The 6,586-nt window shown below is 65.8% G+C and carries 11 protein-coding genes and 1 pseudogene; 5 read left to right on the top strand and 7 right to left on the bottom strand.

Annotation, left to right across the window (positions count from 1 at the left end; translation table 11 throughout):
* On the bottom strand, window positions 1-288 hold a 288-nt coding region (locus tag QOC69_RS35895), incomplete at its 3' end, for a PadR family transcriptional regulator (RefSeq protein WP_526447565.1).
* 118 nt (window positions 289-406) lie between these two features.
* On the opposite strand from QOC69_RS35895, the gene QOC69_RS35890 reads away from it, so the two are divergent.
* The 3 genes from QOC69_RS35890 (at window position 407) to QOC69_RS35880 (ending at window position 2,113) form a co-directional block, all read left to right on the top strand.
* Window positions 407-802 (top strand): nuclear transport factor 2 family protein, encoded by a 396-nt coding sequence (locus QOC69_RS35890; protein WP_526447563.1) that lies wholly within the window; start codon window positions 407-409, stop codon window positions 800-802.
* A 2-nt stretch (window positions 803-804) separates the two neighbouring features.
* A complete protein-coding gene (locus QOC69_RS35885; protein ID WP_526447567.1) occupies window positions 805-1,842 on the top strand; it encodes an LLM class F420-dependent oxidoreductase in 1,038 nt (345 codons plus the stop codon).
* Window positions 1,843-1,933: 91 nt separating this feature from the next.
* The gene (locus tag QOC69_RS35880; RefSeq protein ID WP_526447561.1) at window positions 1,934-2,113 is read left to right on the top strand and encodes a hypothetical protein; all 180 of its coding nucleotides are present in this window, start codon (window positions 1,934-1,936) and stop codon (window positions 2,111-2,113) included.
* Between the two features lie 33 nt (window positions 2,114-2,146).
* Here QOC69_RS35880 and QOC69_RS35875 read toward each other — a convergent pair whose 3' ends face one another.
* From QOC69_RS35875 to QOC69_RS35850, 6 genes and pseudogenes are all read right to left on the bottom strand, one after another.
* Window positions 2,147-2,344 (bottom strand): ferredoxin, encoded by a 198-nt coding sequence (locus tag QOC69_RS35875; protein ID WP_526447560.1) that lies wholly within the window; start codon window positions 2,342-2,344, stop codon window positions 2,147-2,149.
* Window positions 2,341-3,543 (bottom strand): cytochrome P450, encoded by a 1,203-nt coding sequence (locus QOC69_RS35870; protein ID WP_526447558.1) that lies wholly within the window; start codon window positions 3,541-3,543, stop codon window positions 2,341-2,343. Before QOC69_RS35870 ends, QOC69_RS35875 begins: the two co-directional genes overlap by 4 nt.
* A gap of 125 nt (window positions 3,544-3,668) precedes the next feature.
* Entirely contained in the window at window positions 3,669-4,130 is a 462-nt protein-coding gene (locus QOC69_RS35865) for an NAD(P)-binding domain-containing protein (RefSeq protein ID WP_526447556.1), read from the bottom strand.
* Between the two features lie 73 nt (window positions 4,131-4,203).
* Window positions 4,204-4,579 (bottom strand): annotated as a pseudogene (locus tag QOC69_RS35860) (NAD(P)-binding domain-containing protein); the annotation flags it as partial.
* Window positions 4,579-5,463, bottom strand: a complete 885-nt coding sequence (locus tag QOC69_RS35855; protein WP_526447554.1) for an alpha/beta fold hydrolase — start codon at window positions 5,461-5,463, stop codon at window positions 4,579-4,581. The pseudogene QOC69_RS35860 and the gene QOC69_RS35855, both read right to left, overlap by 1 nt.
* The gene (locus tag QOC69_RS35850) at window positions 5,460-5,597 is read right to left on the bottom strand and encodes a hypothetical protein (RefSeq protein ID WP_526447568.1); all 138 of its coding nucleotides are present in this window, start codon (window positions 5,595-5,597) and stop codon (window positions 5,460-5,462) included. Before QOC69_RS35850 ends, QOC69_RS35855 begins: the two co-directional genes overlap by 4 nt.
* Before the next feature lie 377 nt (window positions 5,598-5,974).
* Here QOC69_RS35850 and QOC69_RS35845 point away from each other — a divergent pair, with 377 nt between their 5' ends.
* Complete coding sequence (locus QOC69_RS35845; protein ID WP_526447552.1) at window positions 5,975-6,199, top strand: hypothetical protein; 225 nt, start codon at window positions 5,975-5,977, stop codon at window positions 6,197-6,199.
* A 24-nt stretch (window positions 6,200-6,223) separates the two neighbouring features.
* On the top strand, window positions 6,224-6,586 hold a 363-nt coding region (locus tag QOC69_RS35840; RefSeq protein ID WP_526447550.1), incomplete at its 3' end, for an ABC transporter permease.

Raw genomic sequence — 6,586 nt, 5'->3', positions numbered from 1 at the left:
CAAGTCGTCGCGAATCGTGGAGGGCTTCGGCGGTTTGGCGGTGAACTCCCGTATTGCGTCACGTCCGGCCTCGGTCAGGGAGTACATCCGCTTGGTCGGGCGGCGCTCCTGGTGCACCACCCGCGCTGCAATGAACCCGTCGGTGGCCAGCCGGTCGAGTTCGCGGTAGAGCTGCTGCGGGGTGGCCGTCCAGAAGTTCGCGACGGACGCGTCGAAGCTCTTTGCCAGGTCGTATCCGGACGATTCGCCTTCAAGCAGGGCAGCTAGTACCGCGTCTCGTAACGCCACGCACGGAGGCTACCTCGATGCGAATAGTCAACAAAGTGATTATCAACACCTGGACAGAATGGCGACGGGTATTTAGTGTCAATCACACCTAATCAATGAATTGACTATGGAGTGTCGAATGCATCCGTTCCGTCGAGCAGTCGAGGCCCGTGACGAGGCGGCGATCGCCGCACTGCTGGCCGATGACGTCGTCTTCACCAGCCCGGTCGCGTTCACTCCCTACCCGGGCAAGCCGCTGACCGAGGCCATCCTGCGCGGTGTCATGCGGGTGTTCGAGGACTTCCGCTACGTCCGCGAGATCGCCGACGACAACGGCCGCGACCACGCGCTGATCTTCGAGACGACGGTGGCGGGCAAACGGATCACCGGCTGCGACTTTCTGCACACCAACGACGAAGGCCTGATCGACGACTTCATGGTGATGGTCCGGCCGCTCTCCGGCGCGCAGGCGCTAGCCGAGGCGATGGGCGCACAGTTCGAGCGGATTCAACGGGAAGCAGTCGAGGCCAGATGACCATGCGGATCGGACTGGGCATCAACTATGCGGGCGGGTTCAAGGAGGTGGCCGCTGAGGTCGCCGACCTCGAGCGTGCCGGCCTGGACATCGTCTTCGTGCCCGAGGCGTATTCGTTCGATGCGGTGAGTGCCCTGGGCTACCTGGCGGCAAGCACCCAGCGGGTGCACCTGGCGTCGGGCATCATGCAGCTCTACACCCGGACTCCCACGTTGACTGCGATGACGGCCGCAGGGCTCGATTACGTCTCCGACGGCCGCTTCACCCTGGGGCTGGGGGCCTCCGGGCCACAGGTCATCGAGGGCTTCCACGGCGTGGCCTATGACGCGCCGGTCGCCCGCACCCGCGAGGTGGTGGACATCTGCCGGCGGGTGTGGCGGCGCGAGCGTCTGCAGTTCGACGGCGAGCACTACACCATCCCGCTTCCCGCCGGCCGTGGCACTGGGTTGGGCAAGGCGCTGAAGCTCATCAATGAGCCCGTCCGGGAACGCATCCCGATCCTGCTGGCCGCGCTTGGCCGCAAGAACGTCGAGCTGGCAGCCGAGATCGCGGAAGGCTGGCAGCCCATCTTCTTCCTGCCTGAAAGGGCCAACGAGGTGTGGGGCCAGGCACTCGCCACCGGCAAGGCCAACCGCGACCCGGCACTGGGGGAGCTCGACGTCTACGCAGGCCCGGCTCTGGCCATCGGCGAAAACGTCGAGCCGCTGCGTGAATTCGTCAAACCGCACATCGCCCTGTACATCGGCGGCATGGGCGCCAAGGGCAGGAACTTCTACCACGCGCTGGCCACCAGCTACGGTTACGGCGCCGAGGCCGACCGCATTCAGCAGCTGTATCTGGCCGGCGACAAGGACGGCGCCACCAAGGCCGTACCCGACGATCTGGTGCGCGACGTATCCCTCATCGGCACTGCAGGATTCGTCAAGGAGCGGGTGGAGGCGTTCCGGGAGGCCGGGGTGACCACGCTGAATGTGGTGCCGATCGCGGAGACGCGTGCCGACCGCGTCAAACTCATCGAGCGGTTGCGGGGATTGGTCTAGGCGGTAGTCAGCTCAGGTCGATGAGCATCTTGCCGATCGCGCGACCGTCACCAAACGTGAATACGCGCAGGCATGTTCGGACGCCGTCGGGGTGGCGCAGTGGGTCACCCCGACGGGGAGACTCGGTCTGTTGCTCGGCGATCGACTGACCTCGATCACTCGGACGCTGCGGGTCCGCAACGCCCTGCTCCGCGACGTCACGGGGTGGATGCCGCGGTACCCCAGTGTTCAAGAGGGCTATCGAGTCATGGCCGCCTCGCCGCCGCTGTGAACCGATACAAACCACGACCGAGCAGCCGCAGAGTCAGTCGCGGATCGCGATGGCCTGCCGCGGACACTGCCGCACGGCCTCGCGCACCTGCGCCTCGTTCTCGGGCGTCACCTCGTCGACGAGCACGTGCAGGTAGTCCTGATCGTCGAGGTCGAACACCTCAGGGATGATGCCCATGCACACCCCGTTGCTCTCGCAGAGGCCGAAGTCGACGTCGATCTTGCGCGTCACCGCAACACCTTCACAGGCACGTTGTGAAATCCCGCGACGTTCTGCATGTGCACCTTCTCCAGGCCGTCGAAGTCGACCTCGTAGCGCGGCATGAAGTCCAGTAGGTGCTCCAGCGCGGCGGCGCTCTCCATCCGGGCCAGCGCAGCACCGAGACAGCTGTGGATCCCATAGCCGAGCCCGAGATTCTGTGCCTGCGAGCGGTCCCGGTCGATGTCGAACGTCTCGCCGTCGGTGAAGGCGTCGGGATCGCGGTTGGCCGAGGCGCCCATCAGGAACACCGCCTTGCCTGCGGGGATGGTTCCGCTGGGAACCGTCACCTCATTCAACGTGTAGCGGACGTTGTACTGCACCGGGCCGACATAGCGCAGCAGTTCCTCCACCGCGGCGGGGATCTTGCTGCGGTCGTCGAGCAGCTTCTGCCACTGGTCGGGGTGCTCAGCGAAGACCACGATGGCGCTACCCACCAGCTTGGTGACGGTCTCGGCCCCCGCGCCGCCCAGAAGTGTGGTGAAACCGGCGATCTCGATGTCGTCGAGGTTGCGCATCTCGCCGTTCTCGCACGGGATCTGCGCGGCGGTGAGCCGGCTGATCATGTCGTCCTGCGGGTTCTCCCGCCGCTCCTGCACCAGGCCGTAGTAGTACATGCCTGAGTCGATGTTGGCCTGCATGTTCTTCTCGCTGAAACCGAGTTGTCCCGGCTCGCGTTGCAAGCTGGTGTCGATCCAGTGCCGGAGCTGCTGGCGGAAGTCCTCGGGCACGCCCGCCATCCGGGTGATGACCTCGACCGGGAACGGGCCGGAGAAGTCCCGGACGACGTCGAAGTTGTCCGGATCCGCCTTGCCCAGGTAGTGCTGGATCAGCTCGATGACGGTCTCCTTCTGCGACTGGATCGCTCGCGGAGTGAACGCCTTGTTGAGCAGGCTGCGCATGTGGCGGTGGTCGGGCGGGTCCATGAAGATGATCGACATCTGCGGTACCTCGCCCGTGCGCACCATGGCCAGGTCGCAGCCGCGGGCCGACGAGAAGGACTCGTAGTCCTTGAACGCCGCCGCCACGTCTTCGTGACGGGTCAGGGCGTAGAAGTCCTCTTCCTCGTCGTAGTACAGGGGCGCTTCCACGCGCATGCGTGCGTACACCTCATACGGATTGTCGAAGTACTCCTGCGAAACGGGGCTGAACACCAGTTTGGACTTGGTCACTGCATTCTCCTCGGCGCTGAGGCCAGGGCCGGCAACATTACGAATGGCTGAGTTGCCGTAACGTCCATAGTATGCACCCTCGCGGGGTGAAAACCGGTGAATCGCCCACCGTTGTAACCGTTTGCTTACTTGGCGGTGTGCGGAATGGCTGCGTTCACGACGGCGTCCAGGAACACCCAGGTCGGTGCCGAGTTCCGCGACCGCTTCGCGGACGACGGCCACGTCCTTGCCGATGAACTCGCCGACCATCGAGGTGAAGCCCGATCTGCGCCGCGAACAGCGTGTTGTTCACCAGCTTCACCAGTTGGCCCGCCCCGGTCGGTGTTCGGGCTTCCAGTGGTGTGCAGGACCACCACCGAACCCGGCCGCATCGCAGCGAGCAGCCCGTCGTCAACGCAGGTCTGCCTGACCTGTTCGTCGGTGAAGACACAGACCACGACGACGTCGGCGTCACTGGCAGCCCCGGCAATCTCGTCAACGGCCTCAGCACCCAGTTCGGTTACCGCCAGCCGCCTTTCGTCGGTCCGCCCGAGTGCCCGCACGTGGTGGCCTGCGTCGACCAGACGGCGCACCATCGGTGCACCCATCCGCCCGGCACCGATGACCCGACGCGCATCACGCCGCTCTGTTCTTCGCGGAGCGCCCATCACCAGCAGGGTGCCCTCCCGAAACCGCGGGGGCGCCACCGCTCACCGGCGCATCGATCACCGAAATACCTTTGTCCGCAGCCGACTTGGCGATCTCGCGACAGGTGTCGGGATGCACGGTGCTGTGGATTTCGACGATGCCGCCCGCCGCCGGTCCGGCCAGCACTTCGGTATCGCCGTCGAGGACCTGCTTGTCGTCGTCGTCGCCGACGACGCAACAGGCAGACCAGATCGCTGGCCGCACCCAGTTCGGCCGGTGTCGCGGCCACCTTCGCCGCGGTGTCGGCATACGGCTCGACCGATGCGGGCCGGCGCGCCCACAGCGTCGGGCTCGAAACCTCCCTCGACGATCCGCCCTGACTGCCCGGTCCGATGAACCCGACGCGCATCAACCCGCCTCCACTTCGACATCCGTGCCCTCGCGGGCGATCACACATTCCTCGATGAACGACAACACGTGCTCGTGGTAGGCGCCCGCCGCTAGGCCGACGCTGAGATTGTGTCCGCTGTCGGCCACTTCGTTGATCACCACGCGGGGAGACGCGGTGAACAACGCCGCGATGTCCGTGACGGCGGCGGGCGAGGACTCCCACACGCTTTCGTGTTCGGCGACGCTGAACTCGACCGGCACTCGCACCCTGGCCGCGGTCGCCGGAAAGTCCGGCCGCGGCCAGCTCGCGGTCGCCTCGGCCTCATATGCGACGCCGGACGCCGACAGTGCTCCGGTCAACACCTCGGGGGGATAGAGGTCGGTGGGTTGCCACAGCAGGTCGCGCAGACCGACGGGGCGGTGCGTCGTGGTTGCCTGGCTCAGAACGGCTTTCGCGTTGGGGTGGTAGTTCAGCCCGGTGCCCGCCAACTCGACACCGAGCACGGTGGTGCCGCGGTCGTCGACTGCCATGCGTAGGGCCAGTTCGCAGCCTGCCGAGTGCGCGAACAGGAATAATCCCGCCCCGCGTCCGCCCGGCGGGGCGAGTTTGTCGACCGCGCCGACGAACAACGCGACGCGCCGCTCGGGCGTCGTCATCTCGTCCTGATACAGGGCTGACGCGCCGTAACCGGGTCGGTCCAGGGCGATCGCCGTATAACCGAGCGATGCGGCCTTGCGCAGCAACGACAGTCGCGGATGGCCGGGGCAGTCGAAGTACGCCGCGGAGGTCCCGCCGCCGTGGATCGCGACGATCACCGCGCGGGGATCGAGCACCTCGGCGACCAGTCCGGACATGGGCACGGCGCCGACCATCACCACCCGGGGTCGCGGGTCGGTGCTCATGACTCGGCCCGCGGCAGGATCGCACCGCTTGGCGTCAGCCAGCCGCTGCTGACCGCCGCGACTCGGACACCGGCGACCTGCCGTTCGTCGGCCTCGCCGCGCAACTGGCTGACGTCCTCGTGGATCAAGCCCATGCACTCGTCGTCATCATGTCCTCCCTGCCATCCCTCTACTGTGCAACAACAACGGGCAGCACCGCCTGGATGCAGAGGAAGACGCCGTTGACCAGGATCGCGACCGGGCTCGGTGACGACGGCGTTCTTCACCTACGGGCCTCCGTGCGACGGACCCGACGAATGCTAAGAATACTGCTCTCAAATATGAGAATCATGCTCTCGTAGTGCACCATATTGCCAAGATAGGAGCCCGACCTAGTCACCGCGAACGGGACCCACCGCGACACGCGCAACCCGCATGACTAGGTCGTCTACGCATTCTTGTGTTCTCATCAAGCGAATGTATGATTCGCCGGTGATGAGAATGAAATTTCCATCACAGTGAAGGAGTGTGGATGTCGGAGACGTCGACGGTCTCGAGTGGCGGGCATGCGGAGACGGGTTCCGCCCCGTCTCAGGCGCCCGCCGGTCGGCGCATGCTGATCGACGGAATCCTCGTCGAGACGCAGCGGACGTTCCCCTCCATCAACCCCGCCACCGACGCCGACCTGAGGATCCACTGCCTCGAGCAGTTCCACCAGGCGCTGGTCGATCAGCGCTCAAGGCGGTATCCGCGGTGACAATTCTGGAAGGACCCAGGGCCAATGGCGGTTAAGGGGCCGGAGCGCTGGTCCACGGGGATCGCGCTGCCCAACGGTTTGGCCGGGTCGATGGCGGCCGTCGGCGGACTGTTCAAGATGGGCGCGGACGCCGTCAGGTTCATCTTCGTGCGGCCGTTTCAGTGGCGGGAGTTCTTGGAGCAGTGCTGGTTCGTGGCGAAGGTGTCGTTGGCGCCGACGTTGCTGGTGGCGATCCCGTTCACGGTGTTGGTGTCCTTCACGCTGAACATCCTGTTGCGCGAGCTCGGGGCGGCTGACCTGTCCGGTGCCGGTGCGGCTTTCGGCGCGGTCACCCAGGTCGGTCCGGTCGTGACGGTGCTGATCGTGGCCGGTGCCGGCGCGACGGCG

The sequence above is a fragment of the Mycobacterium sp. genome, assembly GCF_032162105.1.
Lineage (GTDB): Bacteria > Actinomycetota > Actinomycetes > Mycobacteriales > Mycobacteriaceae > Mycobacterium.
This window is presented reverse-complemented; position numbering and strand designations above follow the sequence as displayed.